This window comes from Stenotrophomonas sp. TWI169 (assembly GCF_039674705.1).
GTDB lineage: Bacteria > Pseudomonadota > Gammaproteobacteria > Xanthomonadales > Xanthomonadaceae > Stenotrophomonas > Stenotrophomonas maltophilia_P.
In genome coordinates this window covers 209,867-230,478 of the sequence record NZ_JBDJOB010000003.1, presented here as the reverse complement: position 1 = coordinate 230,478, position 20,612 = coordinate 209,867, and the positions used below count along the sequence as shown (strand labels likewise).

At 67.3% G+C, this 20,612-nt stretch carries 22 protein-coding genes; 13 read left to right on the top strand and 9 right to left on the bottom strand.

Annotated elements, in window-relative coordinates; genetic code table 11:
• The first annotated feature begins 99 nt into the window (after positions 1-99).
• Positions 100-1,212, top strand: coding sequence for a 4-hydroxyphenylpyruvate dioxygenase (gene hppD, locus ABE543_RS04115; protein WP_346475337.1), 1,113 nt, complete (start codon positions 100-102; stop codon positions 1,210-1,212).
• 83 nt (positions 1,213-1,295) lie between these two features.
• Positions 1,296-2,594, top strand: coding sequence for a homogentisate 1,2-dioxygenase (gene hmgA / locus ABE543_RS04110; RefSeq protein WP_346475336.1), 1,299 nt, complete (start codon positions 1,296-1,298; stop codon positions 2,592-2,594).
• A 3-nt stretch (positions 2,595-2,597) separates the two neighbouring features.
• On the opposite strand, the gene ABE543_RS04105 is transcribed toward hmgA, so the two are convergent.
• The gene (locus ABE543_RS04105; protein ID WP_346475335.1) at positions 2,598-3,122 is read right to left on the bottom strand and encodes a hypothetical protein; all 525 of its coding nucleotides are present in this window, start codon (positions 3,120-3,122) and stop codon (positions 2,598-2,600) included.
• Positions 3,123-3,243: 121 nt separating this feature from the next.
• On the opposite strand from ABE543_RS04105, the gene ABE543_RS04100 reads away from it, so the two are divergent.
• Complete coding sequence (locus tag ABE543_RS04100) at positions 3,244-3,900, top strand: hypothetical protein (protein ID WP_065174370.1); 657 nt, start codon at positions 3,244-3,246, stop codon at positions 3,898-3,900.
• Between the two features lie 73 nt (positions 3,901-3,973).
• Positions 3,974-4,939: a sodium:calcium antiporter gene (locus ABE543_RS04095; RefSeq protein WP_065181526.1), complete on the top strand. Its 966-nt coding sequence runs from the start codon at positions 3,974-3,976 to the stop codon at positions 4,937-4,939.
• A 64-nt stretch (positions 4,940-5,003) separates the two neighbouring features.
• On the opposite strand, the gene ABE543_RS04090 is transcribed toward ABE543_RS04095, so the two are convergent.
• From ABE543_RS04090 to ABE543_RS04055, 8 genes are all read right to left on the bottom strand, one after another.
• Positions 5,004-5,393 (bottom strand): Na+/H+ antiporter subunit G, encoded by a 390-nt coding sequence (locus ABE543_RS04090; protein WP_053515546.1) that lies wholly within the window; start codon positions 5,391-5,393, stop codon positions 5,004-5,006.
• Positions 5,390-5,674 carry a K+/H+ antiporter subunit F gene (locus ABE543_RS04085; protein ID WP_053515548.1) on the bottom strand — a complete coding sequence of 95 codons (285 nt, stop codon included), beginning with the start codon at positions 5,672-5,674 and terminating at the stop codon, positions 5,390-5,392. The genes ABE543_RS04090 and ABE543_RS04085 overlap by 4 nt, the downstream gene beginning before the upstream one ends.
• Entirely contained in the window at positions 5,671-6,177 is a 507-nt protein-coding gene (locus ABE543_RS04080) for a Na+/H+ antiporter subunit E (RefSeq protein WP_262101382.1), read from the bottom strand. The genes ABE543_RS04085 and ABE543_RS04080 overlap by 4 nt, the downstream gene beginning before the upstream one ends.
• Positions 6,174-7,709 carry a monovalent cation/H+ antiporter subunit D gene (locus ABE543_RS04075; protein ID WP_128988919.1) on the bottom strand — a complete coding sequence of 512 codons (1,536 nt, stop codon included), beginning with the start codon at positions 7,707-7,709 and terminating at the stop codon, positions 6,174-6,176. The genes ABE543_RS04080 and ABE543_RS04075 overlap by 4 nt, the downstream gene beginning before the upstream one ends.
• A complete protein-coding gene (locus tag ABE543_RS04070) occupies positions 7,706-8,083 on the bottom strand; it encodes a Na+/H+ antiporter subunit C (RefSeq protein WP_053515553.1) in 378 nt (125 codons plus the stop codon). The genes ABE543_RS04075 and ABE543_RS04070 overlap by 4 nt, the downstream gene beginning before the upstream one ends.
• Positions 8,083-10,911 carry a monovalent cation/H+ antiporter subunit A gene (locus ABE543_RS04065; RefSeq protein ID WP_065174372.1) on the bottom strand — a complete coding sequence of 943 codons (2,829 nt, stop codon included), beginning with the start codon at positions 10,909-10,911 and terminating at the stop codon, positions 8,083-8,085. The genes ABE543_RS04070 and ABE543_RS04065 overlap by 1 nt, the downstream gene beginning before the upstream one ends.
• 331 nt (positions 10,912-11,242) lie before the next feature.
• Positions 11,243-11,728 carry an Mpo1-like protein gene (locus ABE543_RS04060; RefSeq protein WP_053515557.1) on the bottom strand — a complete coding sequence of 162 codons (486 nt, stop codon included), beginning with the start codon at positions 11,726-11,728 and terminating at the stop codon, positions 11,243-11,245.
• A gap of 118 nt (positions 11,729-11,846) precedes the next feature.
• Positions 11,847-12,773, bottom strand: coding sequence for a phosphoribosylaminoimidazolesuccinocarboxamide synthase (locus ABE543_RS04055; RefSeq protein ID WP_053515559.1), 927 nt, complete (start codon positions 12,771-12,773; stop codon positions 11,847-11,849).
• 141 nt (positions 12,774-12,914) lie between these two features.
• Here ABE543_RS04055 and ABE543_RS04050 point away from each other — a divergent pair, with 141 nt between their 5' ends.
• The 9 genes from ABE543_RS04050 (at position 12,915) to ABE543_RS04010 (ending at position 20,561) form a co-directional block, all read left to right on the top strand.
• The gene (locus ABE543_RS04050) at positions 12,915-13,244 is read left to right on the top strand and encodes a DnaJ domain-containing protein (RefSeq protein WP_005411327.1); all 330 of its coding nucleotides are present in this window, start codon (positions 12,915-12,917) and stop codon (positions 13,242-13,244) included.
• 29 nt (positions 13,245-13,273) lie between these two features.
• Entirely contained in the window at positions 13,274-13,951 is a 678-nt protein-coding gene (rpe, locus tag ABE543_RS04045) for a ribulose-phosphate 3-epimerase (RefSeq protein WP_053515561.1), read from the top strand.
• Positions 13,952-13,963: 12 nt separating this feature from the next.
• The gene (locus ABE543_RS04040; protein WP_065174518.1) at positions 13,964-14,446 is read left to right on the top strand and encodes a GNAT family N-acetyltransferase; all 483 of its coding nucleotides are present in this window, start codon (positions 13,964-13,966) and stop codon (positions 14,444-14,446) included.
• Between the two features lie 206 nt (positions 14,447-14,652).
• The gene (gene yegS, locus ABE543_RS04035) at positions 14,653-15,582 is read left to right on the top strand and encodes a lipid kinase YegS (RefSeq protein WP_197572651.1); all 930 of its coding nucleotides are present in this window, start codon (positions 14,653-14,655) and stop codon (positions 15,580-15,582) included.
• Positions 15,583-15,757: 175 nt separating this feature from the next.
• Positions 15,758-17,233, top strand: a complete 1,476-nt coding sequence (gene trpE, locus ABE543_RS04030) for an anthranilate synthase component I (RefSeq protein ID WP_111186826.1) — start codon at positions 15,758-15,760, stop codon at positions 17,231-17,233.
• 108 nt (positions 17,234-17,341) lie between these two features.
• On the top strand, positions 17,342-17,929 hold the full coding sequence (locus tag ABE543_RS04025; protein ID WP_065181530.1) for an aminodeoxychorismate/anthranilate synthase component II: 588 nt from the start codon (positions 17,342-17,344) through the stop codon (positions 17,927-17,929).
• 18 nt (positions 17,930-17,947) lie between these two features.
• The gene (gene trpD / locus ABE543_RS04020; protein ID WP_253119300.1) at positions 17,948-18,979 is read left to right on the top strand and encodes an anthranilate phosphoribosyltransferase; all 1,032 of its coding nucleotides are present in this window, start codon (positions 17,948-17,950) and stop codon (positions 18,977-18,979) included.
• Between the two features lie 74 nt (positions 18,980-19,053).
• Complete coding sequence (trpC, locus tag ABE543_RS04015; protein ID WP_065174378.1) at positions 19,054-19,848, top strand: indole-3-glycerol phosphate synthase TrpC; 795 nt, start codon at positions 19,054-19,056, stop codon at positions 19,846-19,848.
• Positions 19,845-20,561 (top strand): haloacid dehalogenase-like hydrolase, encoded by a 717-nt coding sequence (locus tag ABE543_RS04010; protein ID WP_053515578.1) that lies wholly within the window; start codon positions 19,845-19,847, stop codon positions 20,559-20,561. Before trpC ends, ABE543_RS04010 begins: the two co-directional genes overlap by 4 nt.
• Positions 20,562-20,612: the final 51 nt, after the last annotated feature.

Genomic DNA, 20,612 nt, shown 5'->3' with positions numbered 1-20,612 from the left:
TGTAACTATAAGGGTTGGGTCCAGACCCTGCATTCTCGCCGGGTCGTTACCTGCCCGCACCTGGTTTGTACCGATGCGGTACCGATTCGGAGCCCCGCCATGAATACCGCAGTCCAGCCCTCCTCGCATCCCAATCCGGGCATGCAAGTCACCACCTTCGAGAACCCGATGGGCATCGATGGTTTCGAGTTCGTCGAGTTTGCTGCCCCGGCCGGCCGCGGCCAGGAGCTGCACGACTACTTCCGCAGGATGGGCTTCACGGCGGTGCTCAGGCACAAGCAGCGTCCGATTACCGTCTATCGCCAGGGCGACGTCAACTTCCTGGTCAATGAAGACCCGGATTCGTTCGCTGCCGACTTCGCCGAAAAGCATGGTCCGTGCGCCTGCGGCTTCGCCATCCGCTTCAAGAAGCCGGGCCAGGAGGTCTACCAGACCGCGCTGGGCAACGGTGCCGAGGCCATCGGCTTCAAGCCGGACAGCAAGGCGGTCGGCGCGCCGGTCATCAAGGGCATCGGTGACTGCATGCTGTACCTGGTCGACCGCTATGGCAGCGCCGGCAGCATCTACGACGGCGACTACGAGCCGATCGCCGGCGTCGATCAGCATCCGGTGGGCTTCGGCCTGACCTTCATCGACCACCTGACCCACAACCTGTACTTCGGCAACATGCAGCAGTGGTCGGACTACTACGAGCGGCTGTTCAACTTCCGCGAGATCCGCTACTTCGACATCAAGGGCCTGAAGACCGGCCTGGTGTCCAAGGCCATGACCGCGCCGGACGGCATCGTGCGCATTCCGCTCAACGAATCGTCCGATCCGAAGAGCCAGATCAACGAATACCTGGACGCCTACAAGGGCGAGGGCATCCAGCACATCGCCTGCTTCACCGAGAACATCTACGAGACCGTCGAGGCGATGCGTGCGCAGGGTGTGGATTTCCTCGACACGCCGGACACCTACTTCGACGTGATCGACCAGCGCGTGCCGAACCACGGCGAGGATGTGCCGCGCCTGGCGAAGAACAAGATCCTGATCGACGCCGATCCGGAAACCCACCAGCGCAAGCTGCTGCAGATCTTCACCCATAACTGCATCGGCCCGATCTTCTTCGAGATCATCCAGCGCAAGGGCAATGAAGGTTTCGGCGAAGGCAACTTCACTGCGCTGTTCGAGAGCATCGAGCGCGACCAGATCCGCCGCGGCGTGCTGTAACGTTTCAGACCTGCACCCTCAGCGGTAGCGCCGGGCCATGCCCGGCGGCTTTCCGTTCCGGCCTTGCCGTTCCAGGAGCCCCCATGCCCACCTCCATCACCGCCCGTGGCTACCAGTCCGGTTTCGGCAACGAATTCGCCACCGAAGCCGTGGCCGGCGCGCTGCCGGTCGGGCAGAACTCGCCGCAGAAGGTGGCCCATGGCCTGTATGCCGAGCAGCTGTCCGGCACCGCCTTCACCGCGCCGCGCGGCAGCAACCGGCGCAGCTGGCTGTACCGGATCCGCCCGGCGGTGACCCATGGTGAGTTCACCCCGTTCGCGCAATCGCGCCTGCAGTGCGATTTCGGCTCGCAGCCGGCCTCGCCGAACCAGCTGCGCTGGAGCCCGCTGCCGCTGCCGGAACTGCCCACCGACTTCGTCGAAGGGCTGTACACCATGGGCGGCAATGGTTCGCCGGATGCCCACGCCGGCGTCGGCATTCATCTGTATGCCGCGAACCGGGACATGGTTGGCCGCTACTTCTACGATGCCGACGGCGAACTGCTGATCGTGCCCCAGCTGGGTGGGCTGCGCCTGCTGACCGAGCTGGGCGTGATCGAGATCGAACCGCAGCAGATCGCGGTGATTCCGCGTGGCGTGCGCTTCCGCGTCGAGCTGCCTGATGGCCCGAGCCGGGGCTACATCTGCGAGAACTACGGCGCCCTGCTGAAGCTACCCGATCTGGGGCCGATCGGCGCCAACGGCCTGGCCAATCCGCGCGACTTTGAAACCCCGCATGCGGCCTTCGAGGACCTCGACGGTGAGTTCGAACTGATCGCCAAGTTCGAAGGACGCCTGTGGCGCGCGCCGATCGACCATTCGCCGCTGGACGTGGTCGCCTGGCACGGCAATTACGCGCCGTACCGCTACGATCTGCGCCGCTTCAACACCCTCGGTTCGATCAGCTACGACCACCCGGACCCGTCGATCTTCCTGGTACTGCATTCGCCCAGCGACACAGCAGGGACCAGCAACATGGATTTCGCCATCTTCCCGCCGCGCTGGCTGGTGGCGCAGAACACCTTCCGACCACCGTGGTTCCACCGCAACATCGCCAGCGAGTTCATGGGCCTGGTGCACGGTGCCTACGATGCCAAGGCCGAAGGCTTCGTGCCGGGCGGCGCCTCCCTGCACAACTGCATGAGCGGCCACGGACCGGATGCACCGACCTTCGACAGGGCCTCCAGTGCCGATCTGTCCAGGCCCGACGTGGTCAAGGACACCATGGCCTTCATGTTCGAGACCCGCGCGGTGATCCGCCCGACCGCCCAGGCGCTTGATGCCGGGCACCGGCAGGCCGATTACCAGCAGTGCTGGGCAGGGCTGCGCAACAACTTCCGATGAGCCTCATGCGGCATCGGTGAAGGCGTCGCAGTGCTCCAGCGGCAGGACTTCCAGCAGCCGCTGCCGTACGCGTTCGCAGTAGCCTTCGGAGGTCAGCGTGGGCAGTACCTGCAACGCCGAGTGCAGCACCTGCAGCACATCGGTCTGCGCACGTGCCTGCTGCAGGTCGCGGAACAGCGCCGCTGCCTGCGGATGCCGCTGCAGCTCCAGGATGCCCAGTACATAGATCCGTGAGGCGACCAGCGAGCGACGCCGCTCGATCGGCGTGGCCGCGGTCGCGGGTGCCTGCGGCCGGGCAGGGGTGGGCCCGGATGCCGCCACCGCGGGAGGCGGGGCGTCGGTTTCCAGATAGCCGGCATGGATCAGCTGGATCAGCATGGCCGGCGTCTCCTGGCCCATCAGCCCGCTCAGCTCGGTGACGCTGCGCTGGCCATCGCACAGGATCAGCAACCGGCGCTGGCGCATGTCCAGCGGCGCGCGGTGCGCCTGCAGCGCGGTTCGGGCGAGATCGGTCTTGCGCGGTTGCATGGATGGGACAGCCAGGACGGTGCACGCCGAGCCTGAACGAAGGCGATGAAACAGCGATGACAATGCAGCGCCTGCACGCGGCCTGGGGTAGCGTCCGCCCATCCCTCCTGGAGCGACACCGATGAAGCTGCTGCCATTGGCTGGCCTGATGCTGCTGTCCCTGACCGCCTGTGGCGGTGGTTCGGACAAACAGGGAGCGGCCGGCAGCGGCAGCGACTCGCCGGCCGAGACCGCCAGTGCCACCGGCCCGGCACAATCGACCGATCCGGACCTGGCGTCACGGCCGGCCAACGATGCCCGCGCCGACAGCCCCGCGCGCCTGGATGGTTTCGGCGGGGTGGCGCTGGGTGCTGGCATCGCCGAGGTGCGCAGCGGCTTCGGCGCGCCGCTGCAGGGGCTGGGCAGCGATGCGGCAGGCAGGCCATTGCCGGCCGACGACGGCAACGAGGACTGCTATTTCCTGCGTCCGCAGCAGGCCGATGACCCACGCCTGATGATCGAAGGCCGCAAGCTGGTCCGCTATGACGTGCGCAGCGCCGCCATCACCGCGCCGGGCGGCGGCAGGGTCGGCATGACCCTGGGCGAGTTGCAGGTGCTGTACCCGGAGCGTGCCGATGTCGGTCCCGACAAGTACGACGACAAGGCCCAGCACCTGCGCGTGCGTCCGGCGCAGGAAGGTGCGGCGGTGATCGATTTCGCCCTGGGGCCCGACGGCCGGGTCAGCGCGTGGCGGGTCGGCCAGACCCCGCAGGTCGATTACACCGAAGGTTGTGGCTGATCCTTGATGCAGCGCCCAGCCTCGCGGCCGGGCCAAGCGTAGAATCGCGCGACGACCGCTGGGGGAGTGCTCGATGATCGCCATTGCCATCGCCTGGTTTCTGCTTGGCCTGCTGCTGCTGGGGCTCGGCGGAGACTCCATCGTCAAGGCCGTTTCCGGCCTGGCCCAGCGCTTCGGTGCCCGCCCGTTCACGGCGGGTCTGCTGCTGCTCGGCGTGGCGACGTCGATGCCGGAGCTGGTGGTCAACGCCCGCGCGCTGGCCGTGGGCCAGCCGGAACTGGCGCTGGGCAACGCGGTGGGCAGCAGCATCGCCAACCTGGGCCTGACCCTGGCGATCGCGGCGATCGCGGCCCCGTTGCTGCTGCGCGCACGCCTGCAGACCGTGCTCTGGTGGTCGCTGCTGGGGGCCGGCGTTCTGTTGATCCTGTTCGGGCTGGATGGCCGCCTCGCGCGCTGGGAAGGTGTCGTGCTGCTGGCCGGCTTCGTCGTCATGCAGGCCGTGCTGATGCGCCGTGGCCGCAGTGAGACCGCCGATGTGCAGGCGGCCATCGCACGATCGGCGCTGAGCCGCACCAGCCTGCCGTTGAATGTGCTGCGTGTGCTGGTGGCCGTGGTGGCCCTCTACTGGGGGGCGCGGCTGGTCGTTGGCGCGGCGGCCGACTTCGGCGTCGCACTTGGATGGACGCCGCTGCTGGTCGGCCTGCTGCCGCTTGCGATCGGCACGGCCTTGCCGGAGGTGGCCACCGCCATCGCCGCTGCGCGGCGTGGCCATGGCGACATGGTGCTGGGCCACGTGCTCGGCTCCAGCGCGGTCAATCTGCTGCTGGTGATCGGCGCGATGGCAGCGCTGCAGCCGCTGGCCCTGCCGGCATCGTTCGTGCGCCTGGAACTGCCCGCGCTGCTGGCCTTTGCCCTGGTGCTGTATCCGATGCTGCGTGGCGACCTGAAGATCAGCCGTGGCGAAGGCGTGATCCTGCTGGTGGCGTTCGTCGGCTGGTTCGTATTGGAACTGCTGCTGGTGGGTGCACCGGCACTGTAGCGCCGAGCCCATGCACGGCTCGGCAGCAGATTCCCGCCCTGAGTGGATGCGGGGAGTCGTGTGATCAGCGTGTCGGGCTCTGCTCTTCTTTCCGCGCCGGCTCCGGCGGCGGCAGCTGCTCTTCGGCAGCCCGTTCGTTGCCGGGCAGGGTAGGACGGGTTTCCATCAGCAGCGACAACGCGGCCTTGGCCATCATGTGCGCACTGATCGGCGCGGTGATGAACAGGAAGACGGTGATCAGCAGCTCGCGCGGCTGCGGATCCTGGCCGAGGAAGATGTGGTAGCAGACCGAACACACCAGCACGCAGCCCACGCCCAGCGTGCTGGCCTTGGTCGGCGCATGCAGCCGCTTGAAGAAGGTCGACAGCTTCACCAGGCCCAGCGCACCGACCAGGATGAAGAAGCAGCCGAACAGCAGCAGGACCGACAGGCCGATCTGGATCGCGGTGATCATTCGACGATGTCCCGGCGCAGCACGAACTTGCTCAGCACCACGGTGCTGCCGAAGCCGAGCATGGCGATCACCAGTGCGGCCTCGAAGTAGATCGGCGAGTTGAGGTACATGCCGAACAGCATCAGTTCGGCGATGGCAGTCACTGAAAGTGTGTCGAGGGCGAGGATGCGGTCAGGCACGCTCGGGCCGCGCAGCAGGCGCCAGGTCGCCAGCAGCATGGCCAGTCCGACCACGTGCATGCATACCACCAGGGTGGTCTGGATGACTTCAAAACCGGTCATGGGAAGATCTCCATCAACGGGGCTTCGTATCGTTGCTTGATCGTGTCGATCAGCGCCTGTGGATCCTCCAGGTGCAGCACGTGCACCAGCAGGAACCTGCGGTCGTCGCTGAGTGCCGCCGACACCGTACCCGGGGTCAGGGTGATCATGCTGGTCAGCGCGGCGATGCCGTGGATGTTGGCGATGTCCAGCGGCAGCCAGATGAAGCCCGGATGGATGTTCTTCTCCGGGCCGAGCACCTGCAGGGCCACCCGGATGTTGGACATCAGGATGTCCCACAGGGTGACGCACAGCAGCTTCGGTACCGGGCGCAACGTGCCGATGCGGGCGAACTCGCGGTCCAGGCGCGCGGCGAACAGCGGCACGACCACGCCCAGCACAAGGCCCAGCAGGATCTGGCCAAGGTTGAAGCTGTCGGACATCAGCAGCCAGAACGCCACCACCATCATGCTCAGTGCGGGCGACGGTACCAGGCGGCGGAACAGGGAACGTTGCGCGGTCATGGCTGGCGGATCTCCGGTGTGGTCGCGCGCAACTGCTGCACGTACTCGCCCGGCTGCAGCAGCTGGGCGGCGGTGGCGTCGGTATGGCGCATCAGCGGGGCGGCGGCCAGGGTCATGCCGATGCCGTAGGCCAGCAGGATGCAGGCAGCGAACAGCTCGACCCTGCGCAGCTTGGCCTTGCGGGGCGGCGGCGCGTCCGGCTCGGGCAGCGGCACGCGCCAGAACAGGCGGATGCCCCCTCGGGTCAGGCCCATGATGACCAGCAGGCTGCTGACCAGCACGGCCGTCCATACCGCGCCGGTGTACTGCGCCGGCATCCCGGCCAGCAGGGCGGCCTTGGCCAGGAAGCCCGACAGCGGCGGAAGTCCGGCGACCGACACGGCGCCGATCAGGAACAGTACCGCCGGCGTTTCCTTGCCCGGCATCGGTGCGATCACTTCCTTGCGGTCGCTGGCACCGCCGCGTCGGCGCCGGATCAGGTCGGCCACCAGGAACAGCGCGGCAGCGACGAAACTGCTGTGTGGCAGATAGTACAGACCGGCGGAGAGCACCTTCGGCGTGCCCACCGCGAAGGCAATGAACAGGGTCGCGGCCGAGACGATCACCAGGTAGGAGATCAGCACGCGCAGGCGCGCGGCGGCCAACGCGCCCAGGCCGCCCAGTACCAGCGTGGCCACGCCGGCCCACAGCAGCCAGTCGCGTCCGTATCCGGCCATCGCGCCGGCGTCCTCGCCGAACCACAGCATCTGCACGCGCAGCACGGCGTACAGGCCGACCTTGGTCATGATCGCAAACAGCGCAGCGACCGCAGCAGGTGCGCGCGCGTACGATTCGGGCAGCCAAAGGTACAGCGGCATCAGGGCGGCCTTGGCGCAGAACACCAGCAGCAGCAGGCCCATCGTGGCCTTCACCAGGGTCAGCTGTGCCGGCGGAACCTCGGCGATGCGCTGCGACAGCTCCGCCATGTTCAACGAGCCGAGCGAGGCGTACAGCAGGCCGAGTGCGATCAGGAACAGCGTCGATGCGGTGACATTGAACACCACGTAGTGCAGGCCGATGCGCATGCGCAGGCCACGGCCGCCGCTCAGCAGCAGGCCGTAGGAAGCGATCAGCATCACCTCGAAGAACACGAACAGGTTGAAGATGTCGCCGGTGAGGAACGCACCGTTGAGGCCGACCAGCTGGAACTGGAACAGCGCATGGAAGTGCGGCGCGCGCCGGTCCCAGCCCGAGCAGGCATGCAGCAGGCAGGGGATGGCCAGCAGCAGGGTGGTCAGCAGCATCCACGCCGACAGCCGGTCGGCCACCAGCGCGATGCCCAGGCGCGAGGGCCAGTCTCCCAGCAGGTAGACGCGGATGTCACCGCCTGCCGTATCGGCGAACAGCAGCCCGACCACCACGGCCAGGGCCGCCAGTGCCGTCCAGGCCACGGTCCGCTGTACCTTTGGACCATAGCGGCGATGCTCGACGAACAGTGACAGTGCGGCGCCGAGCAGGGGAACCAGGATCGGCAGGATCACCAGATGGTTCATGCGCGGTCCTCGCCCTGGCGCGGCGGCGCATCGTCATCGGGCTCGTGCGCGTCCACGTGGTCGCTGTGGTTGTCGCTGCGGCTGCGCATGGCCAGCACGATGCTCACTGCAGTCATCGCGAAGGCGATCACGATGGCCGTCAGTACCAGCGCCTGTGGCAACGGGTCGGTGTAGTTGCCCAGGTGGCTTTCGACGCCTTCCTGCAGCACCGGTGCCTTGCCCTGCACCAGGCGCCCACCGGCAAAGATCAGCAGGTTGGTGGCGTAGGACAGGAAGGTCATGCCAAGGATCACGTCGAAGCTGCGCGCCCGCAGCAGCAGGTACACGCCGATGGCGGTCAGCACGCCGATCGCAGTGGCCAGGGCCAGTTCCATCAGTGCATCTCCCCGGTGCGGGCCGAACGGCGTTGCAGATCGATCTCGCCCTTGCGGGCGGTGCGGGTTCGAGAGGGCTTGACCGTGCCCATCATCGACAGCATCAGCATGGCGCCACCGAACACCACCAGGTACACGCCGATGTCGAAGCCGATCGCGCTGGCCAGCGGCACGTCGCCGATCAGCGGCAGGTGCAGGTCGAGGTGCCCGCTGGTCAGGAACGGCACGCCGAACAGCATCGAAGCACTGCCACTGAGCAGGGCGATCAGCAGGCCGGTGCCGATGCACCGGATGTAGTCGAAGCCGAAGCGCGACTCCACCGATGCCGTACCCTGGATCACGTACTGGATCAGCAGCGGCACCGCCAGTACCAGGCCGGCGATGAACCCGCCGCCCGGGGCGTTGTGACCGCGCAGGAACAGGAAGATGGAGACCGTCAGCGTCAGCGGGAACATGATCTGCGCCAGGTCGGCCGGTACCGGCAGCTTGATCGGCGGCCCGGGCATGATCTGCTCCGGGGCCATCCGCGTGCGGCGCAGCAGCGCGTGCACCACCAGCGCGGCGATGCCGAACACCGTGATCTCGCCGAAGGTATCAAAGCCGCGGAAGTCGACCAGGATCACGTTGACCACGTTCTGGCCATACGCTTCGGGCAGGGCACGCGCCACCAGCTCACCGGCCATGGTGTTCGGCGGCAGGGTCATCGCGGTATAGGCCAGCGCGCCGAGACCGGAACCGGCGATGACCGCGATCAGCGCGTCGCGGCGCTTGCGCCAGCGCGGCCGCTCCGGTCCGGACTGCGCGGGCAGATAGTTCATCCCCAGCAGCATCAGGACCAGGGTCACCATCTCCACCAGCAGCTGGGTCAGTGCCAGATCCGGTGCCGACAGGAACACGAAGGTCAGCGCCACCATCAGGCCGACGCCGCCCACCAGCAGCACCGCCAGCAGGCGCTGCTTGTACACGCGCAGCGTGGCGATCGCGCAGCCCATCATCACCAGCCACAACGCCCAGCCCAGCAGTGGAATCGGCTGCGGCGCGGTCCAGTTCGGGGACGCCGGGTTCGCCACGAACGGCGCGGCGGCCACCACGATCGCGACCAGCACCAGGCCCAGCAGCATCCGCTGCAGGCTGCCGTTGGCAATGCCGTTGGTCAGGCGCATGGCCAGTGCGGAAACCGCATCCAGCTGCGCATGGAACACGTTGCGGCCGGTGGTGGTATTGGTCACGGCATGCAGGTTGATCAGCTTGCGCAGGCCGAAGTACAGGGCGATACCGCCCACCACGCCGATCGCGCTCATCGCCAGCGGCAGGTTGAAGCCATGCCATACCGACAGGCTGTACTCGGGCATGGCGCTGCCGAGGATGGAGGCGGCAGCGGCATGCAGGACCGGCGCCACCGTCAGCGCGGGCGCGATGCCGACTGCCACGCAGACCACCACCAGCAGTTCCACCGGTACCTTCATCCAGCGCGGCGGTTCATGGGGAACGCGGTCCAGCCCGTGCGGGCCGGGGCCGAAGAAGGTGTCGTGCACGAAGCGCAGGCTGTAGGCCACGCCGAACACGCCGGCCAGCAACGCCGCAATCGACACCGCCATGCGCATGGTCTCGGTGCCGCCGGCGCTGATCGCCTCGGCGAACAGCATTTCCTTGGACAGGAAGCCGTTGAGCAGCGGAATGCCGGCCATGGCCAGCGAGGCGATGATCGCCAGTGCGCTGGTGAAGGGCATCAGTTTCCGCAGCCCGCCCAGCTTGCGCATGTCGCGGGTGCCGGTCTCATGGTCGATGATGCCGGCGGCCATGAACAGCGAGGCCTTGAAGGTGGCGTGGTTGAGGATGTGGAACACGCCGGCGACCACCGCCATCGGCGTGGACAGGCCGAACAGCAGGGTGATCAGGCCCAGGTGGGAGATCGTCGAATACGCCAGCAGCCCTTTCAGGTCGTGCTGGAAGATCGCGTTCCAGGCGCCGATCAGCAGGGTGAGCGCGCCGATGCCGCTCACCGTATAGAAGAACAGGTCGCTGCCGGCCAGTGCCGGATGCAGGCGCGCCAGCAGGAACACGCCTGCTTTGACCATGGTGGCCGAGTGCAGGTAGGCCGAGACCGGTGTCGGCGCCGCCATCGCATGCGGCAACCAGAAATGGAACGGGAACTGCGCGCTCTTGGTGAAGATGCCGGCCAGCACCAGGAACAGGGCATAGGGATACAGCGCGCTGGCGCGGATCTGTTCACCGGCCGCCAGCACCACATCCAGGTCGAAGCTGCCGACGATGCGCCCGATCAGCAGCACGCCACCGAGCAGGGCCAGCCCGCCGCCGCCGGTGATCACCAGCGCCATGCGTGCGCCCTCGCGCGCATCCTGGCGATGCGACCAGAAGCCGATCAGCAGGAACGAGCTGATGCTGGTCATTTCCCAGAAGATCATCAGCAACAGCAGGTTGCCCGACAGCACCATGCCGAGCATGGCGCCCATGAACAGCAGCAGGTAGCAGTAGAAGCGGTGGGCGTTGTCCTGCGCACTGAGGTAGTACCGCGCGTACAGCACCACCAGCGCGCCGATGCCCAGCACCAGGCCGGCAAACATCCAGGCCAGGCCGTCCAGCCGCAGATGGAAGTCCAAGCCGATTTGCGGCAGCCAGGGCAGCAGGGTGCGGACGATCTGGCCGTCGAGCACCGCCGGGGTGAGCCAGCCGAGAATGGCCAGGCCGCCCAACGGCGCCAGCGCCGCCAGCCAGGCAGCAGTCGAGCGCGAACTACGGGGGAAGGCCGCAACAGCCGCTGCCATCAGGAACGGCAGGGCCAGCAGCAGAGGCAGGCTGGGGAGCATGCAGGGAATCCATGATTCACGAGCAGGTCAGTGAGGATAACAGGCTGCGAAATGTCGCCGAAAGCCATCGAACGGCGATCAACTGCCTGTAACGTTCGCTGATTCATTTTTTTGCAGCGCAGCATCTCCTCCGCGGTGCCGGCCAGGGGCTGCGGCCGGCTGCACCCTACGCCCGCGCACGGCGACCGCAGGCCCTGTCGCACAGGGGCTGCCGCTGCGGCAGGCGCCCCGCCAGAGGGGCAGAGCGTGCAGGCTGGCAGGCCGGCGGTGGACCGCAGGTGAGGAAATCCGCCCGTTCAGGAAGCGAGGGTGACGCCCGCCCGGAGGCGTGTCAGTAACGCCAGTCGAGCCTGCGATAGAGCTTGGCCATCACCCAGGCCGGGCCGATCAGCAGGTAGGTCAGGTCGGTCAGGAAGCTGGGCTTGCGGCCCTCGAACTTGTGCCCGATGAACTGCGCGATCCAGGCCACCACGAACACCGTCACCGCCAGCCAGAACAGGTTGTGCAGGCCGATCTCGGCCTCCAGCAGGCGGCACAGGCAGCCGAACACGAAGAACTGGATGAGCATGCCGATGCCCAGCGGACGCGACAGCTTGTTGTAGAAGCACCAGGCACTGAACATCGCGAACGCCGACCAGATGCCGTACTGGAACCAGGTGATCAGGGGGGGCAGGCACCACAGCAGGGCCACGGCCGACCACAGGATGGCCGGTACCGCGACCACGTGGATGCGCTGGTTGATCGTATTGCGGTGATCGTCGGAGTAGCTGGCGAAGTAGCGGTCGATCGGCCGCGCGAGCTCGGTGGTGGTCTGCATGCTTCTTCGCTTCCTCCGGTGAGGCCGACAGCATACTCCCGGGCGCCTTCGCACAGCGCCACCCTGGGCGCTGCCGGGCACGACGCCCCCGGTCGCTGCGACCGGGGGGCGCAGGGGATCAGTCGACGCTGATCCCGGCCAAACGCTGCAGCGCCTCGGCGTACTTGGCGCGGGTGCGCTCGATGATCTCCGCCGGGATGTTCGGGCCCGGGGCGGTCTTGCCCCAGTCCAGCGTCTCCAGGTAATCGCGCACGAACTGCTTGTCGTAGCTGGGCGGGCTGGTGCCCACTTCGTACTCGTCGGCCGGCCAGTAACGCGATGAATCCGGCGTCAGCATCTCGTCCATGATGTACAGGCGGCCGTCGGCATCGGTGCCGAACTCGAACTTGGTGTCGGCCAGGATGATGCCGCGCTCGCGGGCGTAATCGGCGGCGAACTTGTAGATGCGCAGGGTGGCATCGCGCACGCGCTCGGCCAGTTCGGCGCCGACCTGCCGCACCATCGCATCGAAATCGATGTTCTCGTCATGGTCGCCCACCGCGGCCTTGGTCGAGGGGGTAAAGATCGGTTCGGGCAGCTGCTCAGCCTGGCGCAGCCCATCGGGCAGGTCGATGCCGCTGACCTTGCCGGTGCGCTGGTAGTCCTTCCAGCCGCTGCCGATCAGGTAGCCGCGGGCGATCGCTTCCACCGGCACCGGCTTCAGCTTGCGGGTGACCACGGCGCGCCGGGCGTACAGCGCCGGGTCCACGCCTTCAGGCAGCACGCTGGCCACGTCGATGCCGGTCAGGTGATTGGGCATCAGGTGCGCGGTCTTGGCGAACCAGAAATTGGAGACCTGGCAGAGCATTTCGCCCTTGCCGGGGATCGGGTCGGGCAGCACCACGTCGAACGCCGACAGGCGATCGGTGGCGACCATCAGCAGGTAGTCGCCCGGCGGGGTCCCTGCAGGCAGCCGCTCGCGCGGGATATCGAACACATCACGCACCTTGCCGCGGTGGCGCAAGGGCAGGCCGGGGAGATCGGATTGCAACAGCGTGGTTGGCACGGGCACTCCTGGGGCGTTGTCGATACGGCTGCCCAACGGACCCGGCGGGCCCGCTGACCAGCGGGCGGCCTAGTGTAAAGCCGTCCGGGCCCGCTGTGACGTAAAATGAGCGCCCATTTCGTCGGTCGACCCCGGAGCGCCATGCGCTGGTACGGAAAACTGCTCGGATTCATCGCCGGCGCCCTGCTGTTCCGGCCCAATCCGCTGTTCGGCGCGGTGGTCGGCCTGCTGATCGGCCATGCCTTTGATTCGGATTGGTTCCGCCTGAACAAGGAGAACCCGTACCGGGAGCTGGGGCTGACCTCCGAGGCCACCGATGCCGAGGTCGAGCGCGCCTACCGCAAGCTGATCTCGCAGTACCACCCGGACAAGCTTGGCGGCGCCGCCCCCGAGCTGCAGCAGCAGGCCGAGCAGAAGTCGCGGCGCATCAACGCCGCCTACGACCGCATCAAGACCCTGCGCAAGCGCTGACCCCTTTCCCCTCGTTGCAAGGCCCGGCCATGTCCCACTGCCTCATCGCCCCCTCCATCCTGTCCGCCGATTTCGCCCGCCTCGGCGAGGAAGTCGACAACGTCCTGGCCGCCGGTGCGGACTGGGTCCACTTCGACGTGATGGACAACCATTACGTACCCAACCTGACCATCGGCCCGATGGTCTGCCAGGCACTGCGCAAGCACGGCGTGACCGCGCCGATCGACGTGCACCTGATGGTCGAGCCGGTGGACCGCATCATCCCGGACTTCGCCGAAGCCGGTGCCACCTACATCAGCTTCCATCCGGAGGCCAGCCGCCACGTGCACCGCACGATCCAGCTGATCCGTTCGCTGGGCTGCAAGCCGGGCATCGTGCTGAACCCGGCCACGCCGGTGGACATCCTCGACTGGGTGCTGGATGACCTGGACCTGGTGCTGCTGATGTCGGTCAACCCGGGATTCGGCGGCCAGGCCTTCATTCCTTCGGCGCTGGACAAGCTGCGCGTGGTCCGCCGGAAGATCGATGCCAGCGGCAAGGACATCCGCCTGGAAATCGACGGTGGCGTGAAGGCCGACAACATCGGCGAGATCGCGGCTGCGGGCGCCGACACCTTCGTCGCCGGCTCGGCCATCTTCAATGCCAAGACCCCTTACCAGGATGTGATCGCGCAGATGCGCGCCAACGTCGCTGCGGCGCGGGGCTGAGGCATGAGCACGGTGGCCGTGTTGAACATCCGCCCGGCCACTGCCGCCGACGCGGGCCTGATCCTGCGCTTCATCCGTGAGCTGGCCATCTATGAGCGGGCCGAGCATTCGGTGCAGACCGACGAGATCGGCATCGCCGAAAGCCTGTTCGGTCCCGACGCAACTGCCCGCGCGCTGATCTGTGAAGCCGATGGCGAGGCCATCGGCTATGCGGTGTATTTCTACAACTACTCCACCTGGCTGGGCCGCAAGGGCATCTACCTGGAAGACCTGTATGTCAGCCCGCAGCAGCGGGGCGCGGGCGCTGGCAAGGCGCTGCTGAAATACATCGCGCGGCAGGCGGTCGCCGAAGGCTGCGGTCGCTTCGAATGGTCGGTGTTGGACTGGAACACGCCGGCCATCGAGTTCTACACCGCAGCGGGCGCGAAACCACAGGATGAGTGGACCGTATACCGGCTGCAGGGCCAGGCGCTGCACGATTTCGCCAACGGCTGACGATCGCGCCCGGGTGCGACTTCAAAAAAAAGGCCACGCCCATCGTTGGCGTGGCCTTGCTGCATGCGTGGGAGGCTGATCCTGCCTCCATCCGTCGTCCCTGCTATGGCCTTCCATTCTCCGGGAGCTGAATGACACGCATGTGACATTCACTGCCGGCAAACGGTGCGTTGCTAGCCTGTGCCACCCCACACCGGAATCCCCGCATGACCGCACCGCGCTGGCGCCTGGTCCTCAACGGCAAGTCCGCAGGCAATGACGAGCTGCGCGACGCGGTGCGCCAGTGGCGGGAGCGGGGCGTGCAGCTGGAGGTACGGGTGACCTGGGAGGAAGGTGACGCCGAGCGTTACGTGGCCGAGGCCATCGACCACGGGGTAGACGTGATCGTGGCGGCAGGCGGCGACGGCACGCTCAGTGCGGTAGCCGAAACGCTGGCCCACCGCGATGAATCCGCCGATGCCCTGCCTTCGCTGGCGTTGGTCCCGATGGGCACCGCCAATGACTTCGCCACCTCGGCGAACCTTCCGACCGAGCCGGAGGCCGCGCTCGCGCTGATCGGGCAGACCACGGCACATGCCATCGATCTGCTGCGCGTGGATGCCGATGGCACGTCCTGGTGGTGCGCCAACCTGGCCAGTGGCGGTTTCGGCACGCAGGTCACCGTGGAAACCGATGCCGGCCTGAAGAAGATGCTCGGCGGCCTGGCCTACGTGATCACCGGCATCGCCAAGCTGGGGCGGATCGAGCCGATCACCGCGCGTCTGCAGGGCCCGGACTTCGCCTGGGAGGGCGGCTTCATCGCGCTGGGGATCGGCAACGGCCGGCAGGCCGGTGGTGGCCAGCAGCTGTGCCCACAGGCACTGATCGATGACGGCCTGCTGGATGTCACCGTCGTACCCGAACTGGAGGGGGAGGTGGCGTCGACGCTGGGGCAGATGCTGACAGGTGGCAAGGAAGCGGCGCTGGAACGGGTGGCCACCCGCGTCCGGCTGCCCTGGCTGCAGCTCGAGTCGGCGCAGCCACTGACCCTGAACCTGGACGGTGAGCCCGTGCAGGCGCGACGGTTCCGCATCGACTGCGTGGCTGGCCGGGTGCGTATGCATCTGCCGGCCGATTGCCCGCTGCTGGCCACGTAAGGTGGCTGCCACGCCTGGCGCTGCGGGGTTCCACTCCCGTCCAAGCTGCGATACAGTCAAGGGGTGTCCAGCCTGACGACCCCGCATACCCTTTCTTCCGCACGCCGTTGGTGGCGATGGTGGCCCGTTGCCGTCGTCCGCCCCCATAACGCTGTGTCCCGGAAGGAAAGTCGTCTTGAACTCGCACGCTCAGTTTCAGCTGCAGGCCGCTGAAGGCCACACCCACATTCCCGTTGTCCGCGAAGTGCTGTCCGACCTGGACACGCCGCTTTCGGTCTATCTGAAGCTCGCCGACGGCCCCAATACCTACCTGTTTGAATCCGTCGAAGGCGGCGAACGCTTTGGTCGTTACTCGATCATTGGCCTGCCGGCGCGCCGCGTGTATGCCTTCCATGGCCATACGCTGACCGTGCGCGAAGACGGCCAGGTGGTGGAAACCCGCGAGGTGGCCGACCCGTTTGCCGAAGTCGAGGCGCTGCGCAGCGCCCACTCGGTGCCGAAGCTGGAGGGCCTGCCGGGCTTCACCGGTGGCCTGGTCGGCTGGTTCGGTTTCGAGTGCATCGGCTATATCGAGCCGCGCCTGGCACCGCCGGCCGGCCGCGATGAACTGGGCACGCCGGACATCCTGCTGCTGCACTCCAACGAGCTGGCGGTATTCGACAATCTCAAGGGCCGCCTGTACCTGATCGTGCACGCGGACCCGCGCGTCCACGGCGCGTTCGAGCAGGCGCAGGCGCGCCTGGATGCGCTCACCGCAAAGCTGCGTGCACCGGGTGCCGGCTATCCCGCACCGCTCAACAGCGATGTGCTGGATGAATCCGATTTCGTCTCCGGTTTCACCCGCGATGGCTTCGTCGATGCGGTCCAGCGCAGCAAGGAATACATCCGCGCCGGCGATATCTTCCAGGTGGTGCTCAGCCAGCGCCTGAGCGTGCCGTTCAACGCACGCCCGGTGGACGTGTACCGCGCGCTGCGCGCATTGAACCCGTCGCCGTACATGTATTTCCTGGATGTCGGCGACCTGCAGGTGGTTGGCTCCTCGCCGGAAATCCTGGTGCGGCTGCAGGACGGCGAAGTCACCGTACGCCCGATCGCCGGCACGCGTCCGCGCGGCGCCACCGTCGAGCAGGACCTGGCACTGGAAGCCGAGCTGCTGGCCGATCCGAAAGAACGTGCCGAGCACCTGATGCTGATCGATCTCGGCCGCAACGATGCCGGTCGCGTATCAAAGGCCGGCACGGTGGAAGTGGGCGAGCAGTTCGTGATTGAACGCTACAGCCACGTCATGCACATCGTCAGCGAGGTGACCGGGCAGCTGCAGCCGGGCCTTAGCTATGCCGACGTGCTGCGCGCCACCTTCCCGGCCGGCACCGTCAGCGGCGCACCGAAGATCCGCGCGCTGGAAGTGATCCGCGAACTGGAGCCGATCAAGCGCAACGTGTACGCCGGCAGCATCGGCTACATCGGTTGGCACGGCGATGCCGATACCGCGATCGCGATCCGTACCGCGGTGATCAAGGACGGCCGCCTGTACGTGCAGGCCGGCGCCGGCATCGTCTACGACTCGGACCCGGACAAGGAATGGGACGAGACGATGAACAAGGGCCGCGCGCTGTTCCGCGCCGTCGCCCAGGCCGCCAAGGGCCTGTAAGGCACCCTGCGCCGTGGCCTGCGCTGCGGCACCTTCCGCTGTACCTGGCCCTCTCCCTGTGCGGCACCCACGTGTACGCCCACTCCCGATAAGCGACGGAACCCGACCATGTTGTGGATGATCGACAACTACGACAGCTTCACCTACAACCTCGTGCAGTACCTGCAGACGCTGGGTGCCGAGGTGAAGGTGGTGCGCAACGATGCAATGAGCGTGGATGAGATCGCCGCGCAGAAGCCCGAGCGCATCGTCATCTCGCCCGGCCCGTGCACGCCCAACGAAGCGGGTGTGTCGCTGCAGCTGATCGAACGCCTGGGCCCGACCACGCCGATTCTCGGTGTCTGCCTGGGCCACCAGGGCATCGGCCAGGTCTATGGCGGCACGGTGATCCGCGCGGGCAACATCATGCACGGCAAGACTTCGCCGATCCGCCATGAAGGCAAGGGCGTCTTCGCCGGCCTGCCGGACCGCTACCAGGCTACCCGTTACCACTCGCTGGTGGTGGACAAGAACAGCCTGCCCGATGTGCTGGAAGTGACCGCCTGGACCGAGAACGACGACGGCTCGATCGAAGAGATCATGGGCCTGCGCCATCGCCACTTCCCGGTGGAAGGCGTGCAGTTCCACCCCGAATCCATCCTCACCGAACACGGCCACGCCCTGCTGCGCAATTTCCTGCAGCGACCGGCCGCCTGAGTCCAAGGAGCAATCCCGATGAGCTTCTCCCCCCAGGAAGCCCTGCACCGCACCATCGAGCACCGCGAGATCTTCTTCGACGAGATGGTCGACCTGATGCGGCAGATCATGCGCGGCGATGTTTCGCCGATGATGACGGCGGCCATCCTCACCGGCCTGCGCGTGAAGAAGGAGACCGTGGACGAAATCGCCGCGGCGGCCACCGTGATGCGTGAATTCGCCCGGCCGGTGCCGGTGGCCGATACCTCCAACCTGGTCGATATCGTCGGCACGGGGGGGGATGGTTCGCATACCTTCAACATCTCCACCTGCGCGATGTTCGTCGCGGCGGCTGCCGGCGCGCGCGTGGCCAAGCATGGCAACCGCAGCGTGTCGTCCAAGTCCGGCAGCGCCGACGCGCTGGAGGCGCTGGGCGCGGTGATCGAGCTGCAGCCGGAGCAGGTGGCCGCGGCCATCGAGCGGACCGGGATCGGTTTCATGTTCGCGCCGATCCACCACCCGTCGATGAAGGTGGTGGCGCCGGTGCGCCGCGAGATGGGCGTGCGCACCATCTTCAACATCCTCGGCCCGCTCACCAATCCGGCCAGCGCACCGTCGGTGCTGATGGGCGTGTTCCACCCCGATCTGGTGGGCATCCAGGCGCGCGTGCTGCGCGAACTGGGTACCGAGCGCGCCATGGTGGTCTGGGGCCGCGACAACATGGACGAGATCTCGCTGGGCGCCGGCACCCTGGTCGGCGAATTGCGCGACGGCAAGGTGCGCGAGTACGAGATCCACCCGGAGGACTTCGGCATCGCCATGTCGGCCAGCCGCAACCTGCGCGTGGATGGCCCGGAGCAGTCCATTGCCCTGCTGCGCGCGGTGCTGGACAACGCGCCCGGCCCGGCGCTGGACATCGTCGCGCTCAATGCCGGCGCCGCGCTGTACGTGGCCGGCGTGGCCAGTGACATCGGTGACGGCCTGGCCCGTGCCCGCGCCGCCATCGCCAATGGCAGCGCCCGCCAGCGCCTGCAGCAGTATGTTGAGACCACCCGCGCGCTGGTTGCCTGAGCGCGTGGTTCAGCCTGACCCCGTCGATGGCCGATAATGGCCGTCCTCACCGCCCCCGCACCGAACCGAAGACGATGAGCGACATCCTGCAGACGATCCTGGCCCGCAAGGCCGAAGAAGTAGCCCAGCGCCGCGCCCAGCGCCCGCTCGAGGAGCTGCAGGCCGCCCTGGCCGGCGCCCCGCCGGTGCGTGGTTTCGTGCGTGCGCTGCAGGCCGCCGTGGCCAACGGCGACCCCGCGGTGATCGCCGAAGTGAAGAAGGCCAGCCCCTCCAAAGGCGTGATCCGCCCGGATTTCCGCCCGGCCGACATCGCGGTCAGCTACGAGTTCGGTGGTGCCAGCTGCCTGTCGGTGCTGACCGACGTGGATTTCTTCCAGGGCGCCGACGCCTACCTGCAGCAGGCCCGCGAGGCCTGCACGCTGCCGGTGCTGCGCAAGGACTTCGTGATCGATGCCTACCAGGTGTACGAGGCGCGCGTGCTGGGCGCTGACTGCATCCTGCTGATCGTGGCGGCGCTGGACGATACCCAGCTGGCCACGCTGTCGGAACTGGCACTGTCGCTGGGCATGGACGTGCTGGTGGAAGTGCACGACATCGACGAGCTGGAGCGTGCGCTGCAGGTGCCGGCGCCGATGATCGGCATCAACAACCGCAACCTGCGCACCTTCGAGGTCTCGCTGCAGACCACCCTGGACATGCGCCTGGCCGTGCCGCGCGACCGCCTGCTGGTGACCGAGAGCGGCATCCTCGGGCCCCAGGACGTGGCGCTGATGCGTGATGCCGGCATCCACGCGTTCCTGGTCGGCGAGGCCTTCATGCGCGTGGAAGAGCCGGGCGAGGGCCTGCGTCAGCTATTCTTCGCGGCATGAAAACGCATTACCCGACGCCACGCGCGGATGCGCCGCTGGTGGTCTTCGACTTCGATCACACCCTGTACGACGGTGATTCGGGCACGCACCTGTTCGCCTCGCTGATCAAGCGCAACCCGTTGCGCATGCTCGCGGCGCTGCTGGTCACCCCGATCGCCGGGCCGATGGTGGCGATGCTGCCGACCCGCCGTGCCGGCATTTCGATCTACGTGTGGATCGGCAGCTTCGGCCTGCATCGTGCGCGCGAGTTCAACCGGGTGATCGACGCCTACGTGATCAGGAACGAGGCGCAGATGCGCGCCAAGCTGCTGCCGCAGGCGCTGGAGGTGTTCGCCGCGCACCGTGCAAAGGGGGATCGCGTGGTGGTGGCCACGGGCGCCCCGCCCGAACTGGCCCGCGCGATCCTGGCCTTCGTTGCGCACCAGGACGTGCCGGTCATCGGCACGGAGGTCGGGCCGCGCCTGGGAGGGGTGGGGCCGACCCGTCACTGCCACAACGAAGAGAAGATGCGCATGCTGCGTGAACGTGGCTACGGCGACATTGACATTGCCTACTCCGACAGCACTGCGGATCTGCCGCTGCTGCTGGCGGCGAAGGCGCCGGTGGTGGTCAACCCGAAGCCGGGCAAGGTGGCGTTCTTCCGCAGCGTACTGCCGGCGGGCACCCGCATCCTCAACTGGGGCTGCGTCGACCGCGGCGGCGACAAGGCCTGATCCACCGGGCCCGCCGGGCATGGCCCGGCGCTACCCCTTGCCGCCCGATGG